This is a genomic window from Paraburkholderia sp. J11-2 (genome assembly GCF_905220185.1).
GTDB lineage: Bacteria > Pseudomonadota > Gammaproteobacteria > Burkholderiales > Burkholderiaceae > Paraburkholderia.
This window is the reverse complement of record NZ_CAJMYY010000059.1, coordinates 1-17,634: the sequence shown is the minus strand read 5'-3', so window position 1 is coordinate 17,634 and position 17,634 is coordinate 1. Positions and strand designations below refer to the sequence as shown.

Sequence of the window (17,634 nt, the reverse complement as noted above, 5' to 3'; positions counted from 1 at the left end):
TGCCGAGGTGCCGCATTACGACCTCGACCGCTACTTCGCGCCGGACATCGAAGCGATCACGCGTCTCGTGCAGAACGGCGCGATCGCTTCGCACAGCCCGCTCTCGTTCGAATCCGAGGCGCGCTAAGCCGCGTTGCTGCGGCACGGGCCAATGCGATGAACGCTCCCGCATACCAGGGCATCAAGGACTTCATCCTCGCGCGCATTCACGCCGGTGAGTGGAGCGAGGGCGACCAGGTGCCTTCGGAGAACGAACTGGCGCGCGAGTTCAAGGTCGCGCGCATGACCGTGAACCGGGCGCTGCGCGAACTCACCGCGGAACAGGTGCTCACGCGTGTGCAGGGCGCGGGCACGTTCGTCGCGCGGCCCAAATACGAATCGACGCTCGTCGCCATCCGCAGCATCTCCGACGAAATCCTCGCGCGCGGGCACTGCTACCGCGCTCAGGTGCTCGAGATCGGCGTGCATCGCGCCGACGAGGCGCTCGCCGTAGAAATGGGGCTCGCCGCGAACGACCAGGTGTTCAACTCGCGCGTGCTCCACTTCGAGAACGACGAGCCCGTGCAACTCGAAGAGCGCTGGGTCAATCCGGCCATCGCGCCCGACTACGCGGCGCAGGACTTCACGCATATCACGCCGAACCAGTACCTCGTGCATGTCGCGCCGCTGCAGGGCGTGGAGTACCGCATCGAGGCGCTGGCCCCCGAGGCCGATACGCGCGTGCACCTCAACATGGGCGAGTCCGAGCCGTGCCTCGTGTTGCACCGGCGCACGCGCTCGCGCGGGCTCGTCGCTTCGGTCGCCAATCTCTGGCATCCGGGCAGTCGCTACCGCTTCACCGGGCATTTCTAGCAGGGCCGCCCAGACGCGCGCCACGCGCGCTGCGCGGCACACCGCCATTTCCTCAGCCTTTTTCGCGTACCCGGCCGATTTGCGCCGGCATGCGTCTTGCTGCCGTTGCAGATCGCCGACAACATCGCGCCAATCGGGCCGGACGGCGCGGGAAAACGCGCGTGCAGCGCCGCAGCCCGTATTATTGAGACGTGACGCGAACGAAGGAGGAGCGCCGTAATGGACGATGCCAACGCCACGCTCATGCCGATGTGGCGGGCCAATCTGGCGCTGCTCACGCGCGAGGTTGGGTCTGCGACGCGGCTCGCGCGCATGATGACGTTTTCCGCGAGCTACATGAAGCTGATCGTGTCGGGCGAGCGCGACTTCAGCGCGGAGTTCGTGCGCGGCGTGGAAGCCGTCACCGGCCTGCCCGAAGGCTGGATGGACGTGAAGCACGAGAGCACCGACGTGCCCGACGAGACGCGCGAGGCGATCGCGAGCGAGACGCCGCGCGCGCGCTTTCGCGGCACGGCGCATCCGGTGCGCAAGGCGCCCGTGCTGCGCGTGGAGCCGATTTTCGGCCAGGGCGCGAAGCGCGAGGAGGTGCCGGCCACGCCAGACGTTCACCGGCGTCTTGCGGGCATGCGCAAGATCCGCGATCTCGCGGCGCAGGACGTGCGCAAGCTCGAGCGCTACTTAAGCGTGCCGCCGGTCGAGCCTGCGGTGCTGCGCTCGCGCATTGAAGACGTCATTAACTACGCCGACCCTGACGAGCGCGTGCGCGCCGATCTCGAAGGGCGGCTCGAACAGATCGAGAAACATCGCGAGATGCTGCTGCGGCATGTCTCGCGCCTCTACGCGCTGCTTTCGCGGCTGGGCGACGAATGATTCGTTGCCCGAATCATCGTTTGAAGCGACGCCGTCTGATGAATCAGCGCTCCTGCACGCGCAGCTCCGTGAGTATCTGATCGGCGAGAAAGTCGCACGGCGGGCGGTTCGAGCGCGCGCTGCGTGCGAGCACCACTTCCAGCTCGGGCAGCGCCGGCAGGCCATGCTGGCGGCCGAGCGTGACGAACGTCTCGGGCACCGCGCAGCGCGCGAGCGGCGCGATGGCGAGACCCGCGGCCACCATGCTGCACAGGCCCATCAGGCTTGGGCTTTCATATGAAGTGCGATAAGCGATCTTCGCGCGCTCCAGCGCCTGGATCGCGTTCGTGTGCGCGACGCTGCCGCCGCCGAAGAGGGCGACCGGCAGCGGGCGCTCGCGCCAGATCTCGCGCCCGCTCGCCGCGCTGACCGCCGCGGGCGGTGCGGCCCACACCATCGGCTCGAAGCGGATGAACTCGCCCGCCAGTCCGTGCGTGCGCGTGATGCAGGCGAGGTCGATCTTGTTGTCTTTCAGGAGCGGCATGAGCGCGCTGCTCGGCAGCCCGATCACCTGAATTTCCACCTTCGGCCAGTTCGCCGAGAACTTGCGCAGCACCGGCGGCATGAGGGAAGACGCATAGTCGTCGGGCACGCCGATCGACACACGGCCCGTTACCTCCGGGTGCGCGAGCGAGGCCCACGCTTCGTCGCGCAGCGCGAGCATGCGCCGCGCGTAGGCGATGAGCGTCTGGCCGTCGGGCGTGGGTGTGACGCTGCGCGGCGCGCGGATGAAGAGCGGCTTGCCGATCGATTCCTCGAGCGCGCGGATCTGCATGCTGAGCGCCGCCTGCGAGCGGTGCACGAGCGCGGCGCCGCGCACGAAGCTGCCGGCGTCGGCGACGGCCACCACCATGGCGAGCACGTCGAGGTCGAGGGTCTTCATTGGTATAAGAAAAATTGATCGAAGGCTTCAATATAACGCGTTTGTCTGAACGCGGGGGCAGGCCGATACTGGGGACGTACCGACCCTTCGCGCCGTTCCCCGCGCAGCCCTTCGCCGCAGTTCTTCGCTTCTGGGAGAAGCCCATGTTGATGTCGCCGCCCGTCGATTTGACCTACGAACGATTCCAGCAACTGAACATGCGGCTCGACATGTCGCGCGGCAAGCCTTCGCCCGAGCAGCTCGATCTTTCGCAGGCCCTCATCGACGAAGCGGGGCAGGCGGGTTATCTCGCGCGCGACGGCTTCGATTGCCGCAACTATGGCCTCGCGAGCGGGTTGCCCGAGGCGCGCGAGCTGGGCGCGGAACTGCTCGGCGTGCCGGCCGCGCAGGTGATCGCGGCGGGCAATTCGAGCCTCGAACTGATGCACGACGCGCTGACGTTCGCGCTGCTGCATGGCGTGCCGGTGGGCGAGGGCGCGGACATCGGCGTGCCGTGGCGCGCGCAGGGCGAGATCGCCTTCCTGTGCCCGGTGCCCGGCTATGACCGCCACTTCGCGATCTGCGAGGCGCTCGGCGTGCGCATGATCGCCGTGCCGATGCGCGAGGACGGCCCCGACATGGACCGCGTGGAAGCGCTGGTGCGCGACGATCCGTCGATCAAGGGCATGTGGTGCGTGCCGCTCTACAGCAACCCGACGGGCGCGATCTGGTCCGACGCGGTCATACGCCGTCTTGCCGCCATGCCTGCCGCGCCCGACTTCCGTCTCTTCTGGGACGATGCCTACCGCTTTCACCCTCTCACCGACGACGCGCTCGCGACGCTCGACGTGTTCGAGGCCTGCGCGGCGGCGGGTCATGCGCAGCGCGCGCTGATGTTCGCATCGCTTTCGAAAGTGACGTTCGGCGGCGGGGCATTCGCGTGGCTCGCCGCCGCGCCGCGCAACGTGGCCTGGTGGCAGAAGCATGCGGCCGTGCGCACCATCGGGCCGGACAAGCTCAACCAGTTGCGCCATGTGCGCTTTCTGCGCGACCGCGCAACGCTCATTGAACTGATGGCGCGCCATCGGGTGCTCCTCAAGCCGAAGTTCGACGCTGTCGACGAGGTGTTCCGCGCGCGCCTCGCCGCCGTGCCCGGCGTGAGCTGGAATGTGCCGCGCGGCGGCTATTTCATCAGCCTCTATGCACCCGAGGGCTGCGCGCGGCGCACCGTCGAACTCGCGGCGGCGGCGGGCCTTGTCCTCACGCCTGCGGGCGCGGCGTTTCCGTATGGCGTCGATGCGCGCGACAGCCATCTGCGGATTGCGCCGTCGTATCCGTCGCTCGACGAGGTGCGCCTCGCCGCCGAAGGCATCGCGCTTTCGCTGCTGCGCGCCGTCGACGAACGCAGGGCGTAGCGCTCAGGGCCGGCTCGGCGGCTCTCGCGTCGATGTGCTACAACGGCAGACGTAGTCCACGAATGTAGCCAAACTCACGCGAGGTTGCCGTGCAAGGTCTCGCCGCTTCCCTGCAACGCGCGCTTGCCCAACGCGAGCGCGAAGGCCGCGCCGATAGCGGCCGTGCGCCCACGGCGCGTCCGCTCGCGGCGGGCGCGGGCTGGTCGGTCGACGACGTCGTCTGTACGCTCGGGCCCGGCGACCGGCCTTACGAGGAGCGCCACACGAGCGCGTGCCTCGCCATCGTGGCGGCAGGCGTGTTCGGCTACCGCAGCGGCAACGCACGCGCGCTCATGACGCCCGGCGCGCTCATGCTGGGCGAAACCGGCGCCTGCTTCGAATGCGGGCATCGTCATGCGGCGGGCGACCGCTGCCTTTCGTTCCATTACGACCCGGCCTGGCTCGACGAGCAGGCCGCGGCTGCGGGGCTCGCGCCAGGCGCGAGGCGCTGGCGGGCCGCGCGGGTGCCGCCGGTGCGCGCGCTCGCGCCGCTCGTGGCGCACGCTTGCGCCGACGCGCTCGCGCAGGAGCGGAGTCACGCGAGCGAGTTCGGCGGCGCAGCGTGGGATGAAATCGCACTGGAACTGGCGCTCGCAACCTTGCGTGTGGTGGCGAGCGGCAAGGACGCGCTTGCGCCAGCCACGCCGGGCGCCGCCGCGGCGGCACGCGTGGTCGCGACGCTGCGCATGATCGACGAGACGCCCGACGACGCGCATACGCTTGCCAGCCTTGCGAGCGCGGCGGGTGTGAGCGAGTTCTATTTTCTGCGCACGTTCTCGGCCGTGGCCGGTGTGACCCCGCATCAGTATTTGCTGCGTGCGCGGCTGCGCGCCGCCGCGCTGCGTCTCGCCGCCGACGACGAAGCGAAAATCGTCGACGTTGCCCTCGCGAGCGGATTCAATGACCTGTCGAACTTCAACGCCGCGTTTCGCGCGGAGTTCGGCGCGAGTCCGCGTGCGTGGCGTGCCGGGCAGCGCGGGCGCCACCTCGCGCAGACCTCATGGCCGAACGCCGCGCAAGCGGCAGTGCGCACCTGAGGCGCCCATGACGCGAGGCGAGTGGTTCAGGCGCGGCGGCCTGTGCGTCGCGTCGTGCCTTGCGTTGTCCCTCGCGTTGCTCGTTGCGTTCGCGAGCGGACAAGCCCGCGCACAAGCGAGCGACGGAAGCCCCGGAAGTGCCGCACAAATCGACCTCCCTGCGTTCACGCTCGAGCGCGACGTGCATCTTTTCGTCGTGCAGCAGGACGGCTCGGTCGTCGAGGACGACGACACCGTGCTGCGCGCGAACACGACTGCCGGCGTGGACGAGATTGCGCAGCGCTACGTCTGGTTCAATAAGGATATCGAAACGATTACGAAACTCGCGGCCGAAACCATCGACCCGGACGGCACCGCGCACGCCGTTGGCGCGAGCGGCATACGCGACGTGCAGGAGCCGCGCTCGGCGGGCGCGCCCACGTTCGAGGACGGCGTGCTGCGCACGGTGATCTTTCCTGGCGTCCAGGTCGGCTCGCGCGTGCATCTGCATTTTGCGAAGCGCCGTGCGAAAGCGCTGGAAGCGGGCACGTTCTCGTACTTCGTCGAGCCGACCGGCGAACCCGTCGATTTTCAACGCCTCATCTTCGATCTGCCCGCCAACGTGCCGCTTCACGCCGATGCGCGCGGCTATACGGCGCTCGCTCCCGAGACGGCGAACGGCCGCACCCGCTACGCGTTCGACTACCGGCACGGCCCCTATGCGCCGCTCGAAGCGGGCGCGGTGGCCTATGTGAACTGGGGCGACCGGCTGATGGTCTCGACCGTGCCCGACTTCGCCGCGTTCGCCGCGCGCTACCGCGAAGCCGCCGCCGATCCCACCTCGGCCGATGCGGCCATCGCATCGCTTGCTCAAGCGCTCACGTCGGACGTGAGCGACCCGCGCGAGAAGGCGCGCCGCATCTACGACTGGATGCGTTTCAACATTCGCTACGTCGCGCTCTTTCTTGGCGAGACCGCAGCGGTGCCGCATCGCGCGACCGACATCCTGCGCAACCGCTACGGCGACTGCAAGGACCACGTGGCGCTTTTCAGCGCGCTGCTGGCGGCAGTGGGCATCCGCGCCGAGCCCGTGCTGCTCAATCTCGGCCCCGTCTACACGCTGCCGGACGTGCCGGGCTATGGCGCGCACGCGATCAATCACGCGATCGCGTGGCTGCCCGACCTGGGCGTGTACGCCGACACGTCGTCGGGCGGCTACGCGTTCGGCTACTTGCCGCCGGGCGTGATGGACCGGCCCGTACTGCTCGTCGACCAGGGCGTGCTCTCGCGCGCGCCCGCGACCGAGCGGCGCGAGCGCACGGCGCGCCTCTCGCTCGACGTCGCCTCATCCGGCGACGCCGCCTACAGCTATTACGTGCAAGACGAGGGCGCGGGCGCCGAGCCCGAGCGCAACTCGTTTCGCCGCGCGACGCACGCGGGCGCGCAGCAACTCGCAACGCAACGCTTGCGGCTCACGGGCCTCGCCGGCACCGCGCGCGTGAGCACGAGCGCGACGGACGCGACCAATGGCCCGTTTTCGGTGACGATGCAAGGCACGCTCGATCATGTGGTCTGGCGCGACGGCACGACTGCGATTCCCGCGACGAGCAGTTTCACGGGCGGCATCGCCACGCAGATCGACAACTGGCTTGCCCAGCCGCGCCGGACGCAACCGTGGGCGTGCATCGGGGGGGAGTTTGCGGAGAACGCGCAAATCGAACTGCCCGCGTTCGCGCGCGTGACCGACGTGCCGCACGATACGCAAGTGAGCGACGCGTTTGTCGACTACACATCGCACTACGTGTTCGACGCGCGCTCGCGCACGGTGCAGATCGAGCGGCGGCTATCGGCGCGCTTTGGCCACCAGATGTGCACAGCCGACGAATTCGCGCAGACGCGCGACACGCTCCTTCGGATCGAGCGCGACACCCATGCCCAGATCGTCGTGCGGGCGGCGCCTGCGGCGCAGGCGCGATGAGCGGCGCTCAGCCGCCGCGCGTCGTCACCGGCACCCACACGCCTTTTTTCACCTGCCAGAGCGTGGAGGCGCCGTTCTTGAGCGAGCCATCCGGCTCGAAGGCTATGCGGCCCGTCACGCCGTCGAAGGCGAGCGCCTTGAGCGCACTGCGGTACACCTCGGGCTTTGCCGACTTCGCATTGACCATCGCATGGATCGCGGCCCACGCCGCGTCGTAGCCGAACGGCGCGTAGGCGAGCACGTCGGTGCCGAAGCGGCTTTTATAGGCCTGCTCGAAGCGCGGGCCCTCGGGCAGTTGCGCGAGCGGGCGGCCGTATTCCCAGGCCATTGCGCCTTCTGCGGCCGCGCCCGCGTCGCGGGTGAAGTCGGCGTTCGCCACGCCCCCGCCGCCCACGAACTGCGTGTTCATGCTGCGCGCCTTCATCTGCTTCACGAGCGCCGCGCCCTGGTGGGCCAGGCCGCCGAAGTAGAGCAGGTCGACATCGGCGGCCTTGATCTTCGATAACTGCGGACCGAAGTCGCTCGCGATGCTTTCCGCGAACTCGCGCGCGACCACGTTGCCGCCATGCTCGCGCACCGCGTGCTCGAACACGTCGGCTTCGCCCTGGCCGAAAGCGGTGCGGTCGTCGATGATGGCGACGCGTTTGGCTTTCATCACGTCCACGGCCCACGCGCCGGCTACGCCTGCGTTTTGCGCGTCGTTTGCAATCACCATGAAGGTGTTGGCGAAGCCTTGCGAGGTGATGACCGGATTGGTGGCGGCGGGGCTGATCATCGGAATGCCGGCGCTTTCGTAGATGCGCGAGGCCGGAATGGCCGAGCCCGAGTTGAAGTGGCCGACCACGGCGTTCACGCCCTCGTTCGCGAGCGTTGCGGCGGCCTGCACGCCGAGGCGCGGGTCGCTGCGGTCGTCGATGGGCACGAGTTCGAAGTGCGCCGTCTGCTCGCCTATTTTGAGGTTTTGCGCGTTCGCTTCGTCAAGGGCGAGCCGGACGCCGTTTTCCAGGTCGCGGCCGTAGTTCGCGTAGTCGCCGGAGAGCGGCGAGACGAAACCGATGCGTACGTCGAGTGGCCCGGCGGCCAGCGCGCTGCTGCCGGTGCCAATTGCGCACAGCGTGCCGATCAGGAGTCCGGCTGCAAGCTTGCCCAATCTGCGGCGCTTACCGCTCGCACGGCACGCCGTGGCAAATGCGTAGGCGGTGGCGGATCTGGGCGCGGTGGCGAGACTCATCGTGACTCCTTGTGCGGCAGCGGCGCGGTGCTCTTGTGTGCGTTTTTTCCGGGTACGCCGCGCCGCGCGCCGGCCGTGGCGCGTAGGCGGGGCGTCTCGTCTTCGGGTCTTGCCAGGCTTTGCTGGGTCTTGCGGTTAGCGGCTGCGGCTTGCCAGAACGTGTTTTACGAACGGCTGCTTGCTCGTGCGGATAGAACTAGTTGTCCCGTTGCAGTTCGAAGAGCGCGTCGCGCAGGCCCACGAGCGGCGCCATGGTGTCGGCGCTCGCCCAGCCTTCGAGGTCGTCGAGCGCGCGATTGCAGCCGTCGAGCACCACGTCGAGATCCACGGGAATGCCGTTGGCGAGCGCGAAGCGAATCGTCGCTTCGAAGCGTTCGCATTCGTCGTCGCCGTACGAGATGTCGAGCGTGTCGGCAATGGTTTGGGCAATGTCGCTGCGCTGGCGGTCGCTTTCGTCGACGAAGTCGATGATGCCGCGCGCGACGTCGGGCGCATGGTAAAGCGCGATGTCGAGCCACACGGCGGCGTCGAAATCGCTTTCGTGACTATGTTCCTCGAAGTATTCGATCGCTTCCTGCTCGTGCGTCTCGCCGGCGTCGACGGCAACGCAAAGCTGCTCGAAATACTCTTCCTGTTCGCTACGGATTGAATCGGACATCGGTCATTCTCTAAAGACGGTGGGCGCCGCGGCCGCTTCCGCCGCCGCATATCATGCGGACCGCATTATAGGCCGCGCGCGCACCTCCTTAGTCTAGGCGGCATCCACCGACCAGGCATCGAACCATTCTCGCGGGCGCGCGATCTGGTCTTGCGCCGCGACGATCTCCAGTTCGTAACGGCCCGCGTCGTAGGTCGTCTTCACCACGGCGTTCACCGCCGCGAGCGTGTGCTCGAACGCGCGGCGCATCGAGTCGCCGAGCATCAGGCGAGCGACGAACACCGCGCTCGTCACGTCGCCCACGCCCACCGGCTGGCGCGCGAATGGGTAGAGCGGGCGCTGGCCGAGCCAGGCTTCGTGCTCGGTCACGACGAGCATGTTGAAGCGGTCGGCGGGGCTGTTGCGGTCGAGCAGATGCTTCACGAGGATCAGCTTCGGGCCGCGCCTGAGCACTTCGCGGCACGCGAGCACGGCTTCTTCAGCGGTTTCGATCTCGCGGCCCACGAGCCGTTGCAGCTCGCTGTGATTGGGCATCATCGCGTCGGCGACCTCGGGCATGTTGCGCACGAGGAACGCCTGGATGCCGGGCTCGACGCGGCAGCCTTTTTCGGTGTCGAGCGTGCCCATCACCGGGTCGCAGAAGTAGCGCGCCTGCGGGTTGGCGGCCTTCACGGCGCGCACCACCTCGATCACGGCCTGGGCCTGCTCGGGCGCACCCAGATACCCCGATAGCACGGCGTCGCAGCGCGGCAGCACGCCGATCGCGCCAATGCCTTCGACGAGATCCACGACTTCGTCCGAGCCGATGGCGGCGCCGCTCCAGTGGCCGTATTGCGTGTGATTCGAGAACTGCACCGTGTTGAGCGGCCAGACGTTCACACCGAGGCGGCGCATGGGAAACACCGCGGCGCTGTTGCCCGCGTGACCGAACACGACGTGCGACTGGATGCTCAGAACATTTTTCATGGCCGGTCCAGATTTCGTTGTGGCTCGCGGCGCGCAACGCACGCCGCGCCTTGCGCAGGTGCAGCAACGATAACCGAATTCGCCGTACGCAGTCGATGGATGCGTGGGCGCGGTGTTGCATGCGCGCCCGCAACGGTGCTTGCCAATCGACTGGAATTCGCGTGGGAAAGCGCTAAGCTGCGCCGTTTTGACCGGTCAGTTCGCGATAGAGCGTCATGTAGCGTTGCGCCGATGCCGCCCAACCGAAGTCTTGCTGCATTGCACGCGAGCGCGTCTCGCGCCAGTCGCGGCTGCGCCCATACAACGCGAAGGCGCGGCGGATCGCGGCCGCGAGCGCGTCGGGCTCGAAGCGCTCGAACACGAATCCGGTCGCGAGGCCATCGGCGAGATTTTCGAGCGACGCGTCGACCACCGTATCGGCGAGTCCGCCCACGCGGTGCACGAGCGGCAGGGCGCCGTAAGCGAGCGCGTAGAGCTGCGTGAGGCCGCACGGCTCGAAGCGCGAGGGGACCATCATCACGTCGGCGCCCGCGACGATCTCGTGCGCGAGCGTCTCGTCGAAACCAAGCTCCACGGCCACCGATTCGGGATGCTGCTGCGCGGCGCGCGTATAGCCCTGTTCGAGGCAGGCGTCGCCGGTGCCGAGCACGACGAGCTGGCCGCCGCGCGCGACGATCTCGGGCAACGCCGCAAGCAGCAGGTCGAGGCCCTTTTGCTCGGTGAGCCGGCTCACCACGCCGAACACCGGGGCGTCGTGTTTCTGGGCGAGCTTCAAGCGCGCCTGCAAAGCGGCCTTGCAGTGCATCTTGCCGCTCTGGCGCATGGCCGAATAGCGTGTGGCGATGGCCGCGTCGCTCGCGGGATTCCACACGGCGTAGTCCACGCCATTGAGGATGCCGACGAGATCGTGCGCGCGTCCGCGCAGCAGCGCCTCGAGGCCGCCGCCCTGGGCGACCGTCTGAATCTCGCGCGCATAGGTCGGGCTCACCGTTGTGATCTTGTCGGCGAAATAGAGACCGGCTTTCAGAAATGAAAGCTGCCCGTAGAACTCCACGCCATGCATGTCGAAAAAGTCGCGTGGCAGGCCGAGGGAGTCGAACTGCTGCGCGGGGAAGATGCCTTGGTACGCGAGGTTGTGAATCGTGAAGATCGAGCGCGCGCCGCCGGGCGCCACGCTCTTGCCGCGCTCGCGCGCCGCCGCGCGCAGATAGGCCGGCGCGAGCCCCGCGTGCCAGTCGTGCGCCTGCACGATGGCGGGCGCCCAGTCGGGATCGAGATGCAGCGCGAGCTGTGCGGCGCTCCAGCCGAGCAGCGCGAAACGCTGCGCGTTGTCGCCATAGGGCACGTGCTCGGCGTCGAGGTAGGGGTTGCCGGGGCGTGCATAGAAGGCGTCGGCGCGGATCATGTAGACGGCAAGCTCGCTGCCGGGCAGGCGCCCGAGTTCCAGCGTGGCCTCGGGCGCGCCGAAGGTGTGCGCAAGACGTGCGACGGGCCGCAGGTCCTCGAGACCCGCCGCGACGGGTGCGAAGCCCGGCAGCAGCAGGCGCGCGTCGGCGCCCAGTTCGATCAGCGCGGCGGGCAGGGCGGCGGTGACGTCGGCGAGGCCGCCGGTCTTCAGCAGCGGATACAGCTCGCTGGCTACGTGCAGGACGCGAATGGTCATCGGGAGTCAGTCCTCTCGGTGCTCGGGTTGCTTGCGGGTTGGCGCGTCCTTGAGCGTATGAACCTCGCCAGGCACTCAGCTAGCCCGGCAACTTCGCCAGCGCCTCGCTCGTGACCAGCACAACACCGCTCTCGGTGCGATAAAAGCGTTCGGCGTCGCGCGCGGCGTCTTCGCCGATCACGGTGCCGTTGGGAATCGTGCAGCCGCGGTCCACCACGACCTTGCGCAGTCGGCAACTCGTGCCCACCGTCACCTGTGGCAACAAGACTGCCTCGGCAATGTTGCAAAACGACTGCACGACGACATTCGACGAGAGCACCGAACGCGAGATCTGCGAACCCGAGATCACGCTGCCGCCGCACACGATCAGGTTGGTGCCCGAGCCCTGCAGACCATTCAGGTCGCGCACAAACTTGGCGGGCGGCAACTGCTCCTGGTAGGTCCAGATTGGCCAGTTGCGGTCGTAGAGGTCGAGCGCGGGAATGGTCGAGGCGAGATCGAGATTGGCGGACCAGTAGGCGTCGACTGTGCCCACGTCGCGCCAGTAGGGTTCGGCGGCCGGGTCCGACGACACACAGGACATGCTGAACGGATGGGCGATCGCGTGACCGTCGCTCACGACGCGCGGAATGATGTCCTTGCCGAAGTCGTGATCGGTGGCCGAGCGCGAGATGTTCTCTTCGAGCAGCTGGACGAGGTAGGTCGTGTCGAACACATAGATGCCCATGCTCGCGAGCGCGATGTCGGGGCGTCCCGGCATGGCGGGCGGATCGTCGGGCTTCTCGACGAAGCCGGTCACGCGGCGCGTCTCGTCCACGGCCATCACGCCGAACGCGCGCGCTTCCATGCGCGGCACCTCGATGCAGCCCACCGTGCAGTCGGCGCCGCTCGCGGCGTGGTCGGCGATCATGCGCGTGTAGTCCATCTTGTAGATGTGGTCGCCGGCCAGCACCACCACGTACTTCGGGCGAATCGAGCGGATGATGTCGATGTTCTGGTACACGGCGTCGGCAGTGCCGCGATACCAGTGCGCGCCTTCCACGCGCTGCTGCGCGGGCCACAGGTCGAGGAACTCGTTGAATTCGCCGCGCAGGAAGCCCCAGCCGCGCTGCAGGTGGCGCAAGAGCGAGTGCGCCTTGTACTGCGTGACGACCGCGATGCGGCGGATGCCCGAATTCAGGCAGTTCGACAGTGCGAAATCGATGATGCGGTACTTGCCGCCGAAGTACACGGCCGGCTTCACGCGCTTGTTGGTGAGCGGCCCGAGGCGTGTGCCGCGGCCGCCAGCGAGCACGATGGCGAGGGTGGTGCGCTGCAGATCGTTGAGGCTTGCCGGAGTTTCCATGGTCGTCTCCTTGTTGTGCCCCCGGTGCGGCCGCCGCGGCCCGCCTCGTCCTGCCCGGGCCAGTGCGGTCCTTCTCTGGTGTGCCTGTCGCGTCCCTGATGCGGCGCGTTGCGCAATGCAGCACGCGTGCCGTGCGCCGCGGACGTCTCGTGCGTCCTGTATTGACTGTTCTAGCGTAGCGCGAATTGCCTGTCAGCGGGTCCGGACATGCGCGCCGCATTCGTGCGAGGCGTTCGTGAGCAGCGCATGGAGCAGGCGGAACAAGCGGAACAAGCGGAACAAGCAGAGCAAGCGGCATGCCGCGCGCACAAGCGGGGCGCGCAAGCGGGCAGGAGCAGGGCGGGGCCGCTAGAATCGCTGGCTGTACCGGCGCCTTTTCGGCGTGCTGTTTTCTGTCCGACCTTTTGCCCGATTCCTGATCGATGAGAGCCATCCTGAACCACACGCTTGCCCGCTTTGCCCCTCTCGTTGCCGCATTGAGTGCGGCCGCGTTCTGTCATGGCGCTTTCGCTGCCGGGACAGAGGCGAGCGGCGCGGCGCCGATGACCGCGTCTTCACCTCAAGCCGCAACCCAGACGCCCGATGGTCTCGCGTACGGCCCCGAACTGCAGGGCTTCGAGTATCCGCATCCCGTGCATGACTTTGCGTTCGTTTCGCAGGGGCAAACGCTGCATATGGCGTACATGGACTTGCAGCCCGCGAAACCGAACGGACGCACCGCGGTCCTGCTGCACGGCAAGAACTTCTGCGCGGCGACGTGGGACGCCACCATCCGCGAGCTGCATGCCGCGGGCTACCGCGTGATCGCGCCGGACCAGATCGGCTTTTGCAAATCGAGCAAGCCCGCTTCGTACCAGTTCAGCTTCCAGCAGCTCGCGCGCAACACGCACGCGCTGCTCGCGGCGCTCGGCGTGCATGAGGCGACGATCATCGGCCATTCGACGGGCGGCATGCTGGCGGTGCGCTATGCGCTCATGTATCCGCAGGAAACCGAGCAGCTCGTGCTCGTGAACCCGATCGGGCTCGAAGACTGGAAGGCGAAAGGCGTGCCCTCGATTTCCGTGGACGACTGGTACGCGCGCGAGCTGAAGACGAGCGCCGACGGCATTCGCCGCTACGAGCAGGCCACCTATTACGCGGGGCAGTGGCGGCCGGCCTACGAGCCGTGGGTGCAGATGCTCGCGGGCATGTATCGCGGGTCCGGCAAGGCGCAGGTGGCGTGGGACTCCGCGCTGCTGTACGACATGATCTATACGCAGCCGGTGGTCTACGAACTCGGCCAGTTGCAGATGCCGACGCTGCTGCTCATCGGCGACAAGGACACGACCGCCATCGGCAAGGATCTCGCACCGCCCGAGGTGCGCGCGCAGCTCGGGCACTATCCGGTGCTGGCCAAAGCTGCGCAGCGCGCCATTCCCCACGCGACGCTCGTGGAGTTTGCCGACCTCGGGCACGCGCCGCAGATGCAGGACCCGCAGGCGTTTCATGCCGCGCTGCTCAAGGGGCTCGACGCGTTGAACCCATCGCACTAGGAGTGCGTGCGCCTTTGCCGAACGCGACGTAAGCCGCGCGTTCCGGCTACCGTCCCGCGGCGGCTTCCTTCAGTTCGTCGCGGGCCTGCGCCGCCATCTCGAACGAACGCAGCCGCACCGCGTGGTCGTAGATCTGCGCGGTGACAATGAGTTCGTCTGCGCCGGTCTGCTCGATCACCGAGGCGAGGCCCGCGCGCACGGTTTCCTGGTCGCCCACCACAGAGCAGGCGAGCGAGTGCGACACGCCGGCCAGTTCGAACTCGTTCGCCGCGATCTGCTCGACCGGCGGCGGCAGCTGCCCCGGCGTGCCGCGCCGCAGATTCACGAACTGCTGCTGTAGCGAGGTGAAGAGAAAGCGCGCTTCTTCGTTCGTGGGCGCGCCGAACACGTTCACACCGACCATCGCATGGGGCTTCGCGAGCACGGCTGACGGACGGAACTGCGAACGGTAAAGGCGCAGCGCCGTGAGCAGATGGTCGGGCGCGAAGTGCGAGGCGAACGCGAACGGCAGGCCCATGGCCGCCGCAAGCTGCGCGCCATACAGGCTCGAGCCGAGGATATAGAGCGGCACGTTCAACCCCGCGCCGGGCACGGCGCGCACGCGCTGGCCTTCCACGGGGGCGGCGAAATAGCGCTGCAGTTCGGCCACGTCGTCGGGGAAGCTGTCGGCGCTGCCCTGCAGGTCGCGGCGCAGCGCGCGCGCCGTGGTCTGGTCGGTGCCGGGCGCGCGCCCGAGGCCAAGGTCGATGCGGCCGGGGTAGAGCGCTTCGAGCGTGCCGAACTGCTCGGCAATCACAAGCGGGGCGTGGTTCGGCAGCATGATCCCGCCCGAGCCCACGCGGATGGTTTGCGTGCCGCCCGCCACATAGCCGATTACGACCGAGGTCGCCGCGCTCGCGATGCCCGTCATGTTGTGATGCTCGGCCAGCCAGAAGCGGTGGTAGCCAAGGCGTTCGGCATGCCGGGCGAGATCGAGCGTGTTTCGCAGGGCGGCGCCGGCATGGGAGCCCGCCGGGATAGGCGAGAGGTCGAGTACGGAAAATAGGGTCATGGGCTTGGGCCTGGTATGGAAAGCGCGACGCGCATGCGGTGCGCCGGTTTCTCGACACGCAGCCGCAAGGCAGTCGCAAGGTGCGGCCATTGTGCCAAAGCACTTTTGTTCGTGCAGGGGGCCACCAGGAACCCATGCCACCAGCGTGGATTCAGACAGGGCGGATTTTTTCTACGCCCATTCGATTTGAATATTAACGAGAACTACTCTTGTTTAAATACAAAGCGCGCGTTTTAATTCAAATTCATTAAAGAATCATTGCTATATGCTTACCGAATTTTTTCGGAGCGAAAAAGCTCTGGAAGGCGGTTGTGTAATAGCTGAAATAGTTACGTTTTTGCAGCTTTCGCAACGCATTTTCCCGCGTCTGTCGGAAGCAGGCGACAGTGCTTGCTGATACAATTTTCCGCGTCGAATCGGGGATCGACCATATCCGCTCGTTTCACACGACGGTTTATCTCCATTTGTTTTGTTTGTTCAATTGCCTTGCATCATGCAAACCGGCATCAATTGTCGGGTTTCTAGCCTTCAATGCGTAATACGGCTACGATGCGCGGTTTATTTCTGGATTTTCAGGGCAGGGAAATGGTACGTGGTGAAACGCGAATTCCGGTCGGGGCACCGCAGGAGTATCACCCCTTGCGCGCAGCTGCCGGCGAGCGCGGGTTGCCCCACGTAAACCGGCTAGGCGGCGCGCCATGACGGTGTCGCAGGTTTTCGCCATGCCGGCGCCCTGGCCCGTGCTCGTCTGGGGCGTGGTTGTGCTGTGCAGCGTTGCCGCGTTCTACGGCCTCGTCGCCGCGCTCACCATGCCGCGTCTCGGTTCCGCCGCGCTCGTGCGCGAAGCCGCGCGCCGCGCGCGCCGTGCGCAACCGCAGCCCGTGAGCGTGCTCAAGCCCTTGTGCGGCGCCGAGCCGCGCCTCTACGAAAATCTCGCGACCTTCTGCGAGCAGCGGCATCCGCGCTTTCAATTGCTGTTCGGCGTGTCCTCGCCGGCGGACCCGGCCATCGCCGTCGTGCGCCGGCTGCAGTCGGCTTACCCGGGCCACGACATCGAACTCGTGATCGACCCGCGCGTGCATGGCAGCAATCTCAAGGTGAGCAACCTCATCAATCTGGCTGCGCGCGCGCGTTACGACGCGATCGTCGTGGCCGACAGTGATATCGCCGTCGAACCCGATTATCTGGAGATCGTCACCGCGCCGTTGGCCGACCCGGACGTAGGCGTCGTGACCTGTCTCTACAGCGCCCGCAGCATCGGCGGTTTCTGGCCGCGCGTGGGCGCGCTGTTCATCAACGAGTGGTTCGCGCCCTCGGTGCGCGTGGCGCATTCCACGGGCTCGCGCGCGTTCGGTTTTGGCGCGACGCTCGCGCTTTCCCGCGCGACGCTCGAACGCATCGGCGGATTCGCCGCGCTCAAGGACTGCCTCGCCGACGACTATCTGCTCGCCCGTTACGCGCGCGATCACGGCCTTGCCACGGTGCTCGCGCCGGTGGTGGTGGCCACCGACGTGATCGAGCCGACCTTCGGCTCGCTCTGGCTGCGCGAGACGCGCTGGCTGCGCACCATCCGCTCGGTGAATCCGGCGGGCTTCGCTTCACTGTTCATTACGTTCCCCACGCCGTGGCTCGTGCTGGGCGCGCTGTTTTACGGCTTGCTCGCGGCGGGGGCGGGCATCGGCGCGTGCGCGACGACGCGCGCGGCGCTGGCCTCGCTCGCCACAGCCACGACGGCGGGTATCATTGCGCGTTTGATACTGCACGCGCGAGCAAGCGGAAGCTGGCGAGCGTTCTGGCGCGATTTGCCGCTCGTGCCGCTGCGCGATGTGCTGCTGGCCCTGCAGTGGCTTTCCGCCGCGTTCGGCTCGCACGTGATCTGGCGCGGCGTACGCGTGAGCGTCGCCAATCCCGAGGCCGAAGCGCCTTCCGCCATGGCCGCGCGCGCGCGCGGGCAGCGGCCTGCCGTAGAAGGATCGGACGCTCGTTAAACGCGTCGTTCCAAGGCCGGCGCTTGATTTCCGCTTGATACCCGCTTGATACCCGCTTGAATCCCGCTTGAATGCGACTGTCACCTCAATCATCACCCGACACATCCCGGGTACCCGGAGCACTCATCG

General features: G+C 67.4%; 14 protein-coding genes. 7 read left to right on the top strand and 7 right to left on the bottom strand.

What is annotated here, in order from left to right:
• Positions 1-156 precede the first annotated feature (156 nt).
• Both hutC and U5A57_RS40650 read left to right on the top strand, forming a co-directional pair.
• Entirely contained in the window at positions 157-852 is a 696-nt protein-coding gene (gene hutC / locus U5A57_RS40655) for a histidine utilization repressor (protein WP_321917919.1), read from the top strand.
• A gap of 219 nt (positions 853-1,071) precedes the next feature.
• Entirely contained in the window at positions 1,072-1,722 is a 651-nt protein-coding gene (locus U5A57_RS40650) for a hypothetical protein (RefSeq protein ID WP_321917917.1), read from the top strand.
• 43 nt (positions 1,723-1,765) lie between these two features.
• Here U5A57_RS40650 and U5A57_RS40645 read toward each other — a convergent pair whose 3' ends face one another.
• Positions 1,766-2,644: a LysR substrate-binding domain-containing protein gene (locus U5A57_RS40645; RefSeq protein WP_321917915.1), complete on the bottom strand. Its 879-nt coding sequence runs from the start codon at positions 2,642-2,644 to the stop codon at positions 1,766-1,768.
• Between the two features lie 143 nt (positions 2,645-2,787).
• Between U5A57_RS40645 and U5A57_RS40640 the strand changes: the two genes are divergently transcribed.
• From U5A57_RS40640 to U5A57_RS40630, 3 genes are all read left to right on the top strand, one after another.
• Positions 2,788-4,038: an aminotransferase class I/II-fold pyridoxal phosphate-dependent enzyme gene (locus U5A57_RS40640; RefSeq protein ID WP_321917914.1), complete on the top strand. Its 1,251-nt coding sequence runs from the start codon at positions 2,788-2,790 to the stop codon at positions 4,036-4,038.
• Between the two features lie 89 nt (positions 4,039-4,127).
• Complete coding sequence (locus U5A57_RS40635) at positions 4,128-5,114, top strand: AraC family transcriptional regulator (protein ID WP_321917912.1); 987 nt, start codon at positions 4,128-4,130, stop codon at positions 5,112-5,114.
• 7 nt (positions 5,115-5,121) lie between these two features.
• Positions 5,122-7,071: a DUF3857 and transglutaminase domain-containing protein gene (locus tag U5A57_RS40630; RefSeq protein WP_321917911.1), complete on the top strand. Its 1,950-nt coding sequence runs from the start codon at positions 5,122-5,124 to the stop codon at positions 7,069-7,071.
• A 7-nt stretch (positions 7,072-7,078) separates the two neighbouring features.
• Here U5A57_RS40630 and U5A57_RS40625 read toward each other — a convergent pair whose 3' ends face one another.
• From U5A57_RS40625 to glgC, 5 genes are all read right to left on the bottom strand, one after another.
• Positions 7,079-8,302 (bottom strand): branched-chain amino acid ABC transporter substrate-binding protein, encoded by a 1,224-nt coding sequence (locus U5A57_RS40625; protein WP_321917909.1) that lies wholly within the window; start codon positions 8,300-8,302, stop codon positions 7,079-7,081.
• A gap of 196 nt (positions 8,303-8,498) precedes the next feature.
• Positions 8,499-8,960 carry a hypothetical protein gene (locus U5A57_RS40620; protein ID WP_321917908.1) on the bottom strand — a complete coding sequence of 154 codons (462 nt, stop codon included), beginning with the start codon at positions 8,958-8,960 and terminating at the stop codon, positions 8,499-8,501.
• A 93-nt stretch (positions 8,961-9,053) separates the two neighbouring features.
• Positions 9,054-9,926, bottom strand: a complete 873-nt coding sequence (pdxY, locus tag U5A57_RS40615) for a pyridoxal kinase PdxY (RefSeq protein ID WP_321917906.1) — start codon at positions 9,924-9,926, stop codon at positions 9,054-9,056.
• Positions 9,927-10,098: 172 nt separating this feature from the next.
• The gene (gene glgA / locus U5A57_RS40610; protein WP_321917904.1) at positions 10,099-11,589 is read right to left on the bottom strand and encodes a glycogen synthase GlgA; all 1,491 of its coding nucleotides are present in this window, start codon (positions 11,587-11,589) and stop codon (positions 10,099-10,101) included.
• A 79-nt stretch (positions 11,590-11,668) separates the two neighbouring features.
• The gene (gene glgC / locus U5A57_RS40605; RefSeq protein ID WP_321917902.1) at positions 11,669-12,934 is read right to left on the bottom strand and encodes a glucose-1-phosphate adenylyltransferase; all 1,266 of its coding nucleotides are present in this window, start codon (positions 12,932-12,934) and stop codon (positions 11,669-11,671) included.
• 542 nt (positions 12,935-13,476) lie between these two features.
• On the opposite strand from glgC, the gene U5A57_RS40600 reads away from it, so the two are divergent.
• Positions 13,477-14,466 (top strand): alpha/beta hydrolase, encoded by a 990-nt coding sequence (locus U5A57_RS40600; RefSeq protein ID WP_321962563.1) that lies wholly within the window; start codon positions 13,477-13,479, stop codon positions 14,464-14,466.
• A 46-nt stretch (positions 14,467-14,512) separates the two neighbouring features.
• On the opposite strand, the gene U5A57_RS40595 is transcribed toward U5A57_RS40600, so the two are convergent.
• Positions 14,513-15,517 carry an LLM class flavin-dependent oxidoreductase gene (locus U5A57_RS40595; RefSeq protein WP_321917899.1) on the bottom strand — a complete coding sequence of 335 codons (1,005 nt, stop codon included), beginning with the start codon at positions 15,515-15,517 and terminating at the stop codon, positions 14,513-14,515.
• Between the two features lie 698 nt (positions 15,518-16,215).
• On the opposite strand from U5A57_RS40595, the gene hpnI reads away from it, so the two are divergent.
• Positions 16,216-17,505: a bacteriohopanetetrol glucosamine biosynthesis glycosyltransferase HpnI gene (hpnI, locus tag U5A57_RS40590; RefSeq protein WP_321917898.1), complete on the top strand. Its 1,290-nt coding sequence runs from the start codon at positions 16,216-16,218 to the stop codon at positions 17,503-17,505.
• Positions 17,506-17,634 lie beyond the last annotated feature (129 nt).

Excerpts from the sequence above, each read along its gene's own strand:
- hutC (WP_321917919.1), top strand. The coding sequence starts at position 157 with ATGAACGCTCCCGCATACCAGGGCATCAAGGACTTCATCCTCGCGCGC.
- U5A57_RS40650 (WP_321917917.1), top strand. The coding sequence starts at position 1,072 with ATGGACGATGCCAACGCCACGCTCATGCCGATGTGGCGGGCCAATCTG.
- U5A57_RS40645 (WP_321917915.1), bottom strand. The coding sequence starts at position 2,644 with ATGAAGACCCTCGACCTCGACGTGCTCGCCATGGTGGTGGCCGTCGCC.
- U5A57_RS40640 (WP_321917914.1), top strand. The coding sequence starts at position 2,788 with ATGTTGATGTCGCCGCCCGTCGATTTGACCTACGAACGATTCCAGCAA.
- U5A57_RS40630 (WP_321917911.1), top strand. The coding sequence starts at position 5,122 with ATGACGCGAGGCGAGTGGTTCAGGCGCGGCGGCCTGTGCGTCGCGTCG.
- U5A57_RS40625 (WP_321917909.1), bottom strand. The coding sequence starts at position 8,302 with ATGAGTCTCGCCACCGCGCCCAGATCCGCCACCGCCTACGCATTTGCC.
- U5A57_RS40620 (WP_321917908.1), bottom strand. The coding sequence starts at position 8,960 with ATGTCCGATTCAATCCGTAGCGAACAGGAAGAGTATTTCGAGCAGCTT.
- pdxY (WP_321917906.1), bottom strand. The coding sequence starts at position 9,926 with ATGAAAAATGTTCTGAGCATCCAGTCGCACGTCGTGTTCGGTCACGCG.
- glgA (WP_321917904.1), bottom strand. The coding sequence starts at position 11,589 with ATGACCATTCGCGTCCTGCACGTAGCCAGCGAGCTGTATCCGCTGCTG.
- glgC (WP_321917902.1), bottom strand. The coding sequence starts at position 12,934 with ATGGAAACTCCGGCAAGCCTCAACGATCTGCAGCGCACCACCCTCGCC.
- U5A57_RS40600 (WP_321962563.1), top strand. The coding sequence starts at position 13,477 with ATGACCGCGTCTTCACCTCAAGCCGCAACCCAGACGCCCGATGGTCTC.
- U5A57_RS40595 (WP_321917899.1), bottom strand. The coding sequence starts at position 15,517 with ATGACCCTATTTTCCGTACTCGACCTCTCGCCTATCCCGGCGGGCTCC.
- hpnI (WP_321917898.1), top strand. The coding sequence starts at position 16,216 with ATGACGGTGTCGCAGGTTTTCGCCATGCCGGCGCCCTGGCCCGTGCTC.